Origin of the sequence: Halorubrum tibetense (genome assembly GCF_042661865.1) — an archaeon.
Taxonomy (GTDB): Archaea; Halobacteriota; Halobacteria; order Halobacteriales; family Haloferacaceae; genus Halorubrum; species Halorubrum tibetense.
Window position 1 is genome coordinate 1 of the sequence record NZ_JBHSWW010000387.1, and the last position, 1,817, is coordinate 1,817.

The 1,817-nt window shown below is 65.8% G+C and carries 2 protein-coding genes and 1 pseudogene; 1 reads left to right on the forward strand and 2 read right to left on the reverse strand.

Annotation, left to right across the window (positions count from 1 at the left end; translation table 11 throughout):
• Window positions 1-158 (reverse strand): annotated as a pseudogene (locus ACFQEU_RS15370) (CBS domain-containing protein); the annotation flags it as partial.
• 205 nt (window positions 159-363) lie between these two features.
• Here ACFQEU_RS15370 and udk point away from each other — a divergent pair.
• A complete protein-coding gene (gene udk / locus ACFQEU_RS15375) occupies window positions 364-1,095 on the forward strand; it encodes a uridine kinase (protein WP_379783581.1) in 732 nt (243 codons plus the stop codon).
• 42 nt (window positions 1,096-1,137) lie between these two features.
• On the opposite strand, the gene ACFQEU_RS15380 is transcribed toward udk, so the two are convergent.
• Complete coding sequence (locus ACFQEU_RS15380; RefSeq protein WP_379783583.1) at window positions 1,138-1,551, reverse strand: Lrp/AsnC family transcriptional regulator; 414 nt, start codon at window positions 1,549-1,551, stop codon at window positions 1,138-1,140.
• Between the last annotated feature and the right edge of the window lie 266 nt (window positions 1,552-1,817).

Here is a 1,817-nt window from a genome sequence, read left to right on the forward strand (position 1 = left end):
GCCGCGAGCCGGCCGACCGCCTCGCCCCCCCGGAGGACCACCGCGCAGTCGGTCACCTCCTCGACCAGTAGGGCGGCCGCCTCCGTGAGCGCGTCCGACTCGCTCGCGCCGAGGAACTCCCGATGCATCACGTCACGAACCGTGGTATCTGTACGCATGGTCGATCGATCCGGGGCGAGCGGCTAAAAGGTGCCCCCGGTACCGTTATGACTCACGCGCACATACGACATGCTCTGGACCGAAAACGCGCGTCGTGACGGTCCACGGCAGTTCGAAGCGGTAGAGGGCCGTCACTGTCGAGCTCCCTATTACGGGCCGGACCGGAAAGGGAGGCTTGAAGCGCTCCGGTCGCACAACGCCGGTATGACCATCCCCTCGTTCGTGATCGGCATCGCCGGCGGGACCGGGGCGGGTAAGACGACCGTCTCGCGGCTCGTCACCCGGAACCTCGGCGACGACGTCACCCGGATCCCGCTCGACAATTACTACGAGGACCTCTCCGGGCTCTCCTTCGAGGAGCGCCAGGAGGTCAACTACGACCACCCATCGGCGTTCGAGTGGTCGCTCCTCCGGGAGCACCTCGAATCGCTGTTGGAGGGACAGTCGATCGAGATGCCGCAGTACGATTTCGAGATCCACAACCGGAAGGAGGAGCGGGTCACCGTCGAGCCGACGGACGTCATCGTGTTGGAGGGGATCCTGGCGCTGTACGACGAGGAGATCAACGCGATGATGGACCTCAGGCTGTACGTGGAGACGGACGCGGACGTGCGGATACTCCGGCGGATCCGTCGAGACGTGCTCGACCGCGGTCGCGACCTGGAGGGCGTCATCGACCAGTACCTCTCGACGGTGAAACCGATGCACGAGCGGTTCATCGAGCCGTCGAAGAGTCACGCCGACCTGATCATCCCGGAGGGAGCGAACAGCGTCGCGATCGATCTCATCGAGGAGAAGCTCCACGCGGAAGTCGAGGGCGACGCGCTCCGGAACTGGGAGCGCGGTGCCCTCGAACGCGAGCTCGCGGAGAAGCGGTCGCTCGACCTCGACGTCGAACCGGCGTCCGGGGGCGACGGCGGCGACGACGAGAGCTGACGAAACGGTCGCTCCGGGGCCGACCGATCCGTTTGCCGACGATCAGCCCAGTCGCTCGTCGAGGATCAGCCGCGTCTTCGTTGATTTGACCTCGTCAAGCTCCCGCGCCTGCGTGATGAGCTCGTTGACCGCGCGGGTGTCGACGGCGTCGACGACGAGGACGATATCCTCCTCGCCGGACACCTGCCAGACGAAGTCGACCTCCTCCCACTCCACCATCCGCTCGCCGACCGCGGCGGTGTTGACGTTCATCTCTACCGAGATCTCGATCATCGCTTTCACGTTACCGGTGCGGGTCGTCACCGTGAACCGCTCGATTATCCCCTCGTCTGTCAGCCGATCGACCCGATTGCGGACCGTCCCCTCGGACGTGCCGACACGGTCGGCGATCTCGGTGTACGGGGTGCGTGCGTCCCGTCGGAGGATCGACAGGATCCGACGGTCAAGGTCGTCCATGTACTGGGGTCTCTCCGCGTCGACTTACCGCTTACGAAGATCGTAGCGAAACTACGAACTCCACAGCCACTAGGGGAGAAACGTGCGATCTTCGTAGCACGGGCGGTGACGTCTCCTTCGGTTCCGACTGAGGGCTACTCAGCGCCGGAAACGACGCTCCGGTCTCGGCCGAAACGCCCGCGTGGTCGCGCTACCGGAGCCCCCGGGCGAGACCGCCGACACCGCCGAGAACGAGGGCGATAGCGACCGGCGCGGCGGCGAGTGCG

Bases quoted from the DNA above. Each gene is read 5' to 3' on its own strand.
- ACFQEU_RS15380 (WP_379783583.1), bottom strand. From the start codon at position 1,551: ATGGACGACCTTGACCGTCGGATCCTGTCGATCCTCCGACGGGACGCA.
- udk (WP_379783581.1), top strand. From the start codon at position 364: ATGACCATCCCCTCGTTCGTGATCGGCATCGCCGGCGGGACCGGGGCG.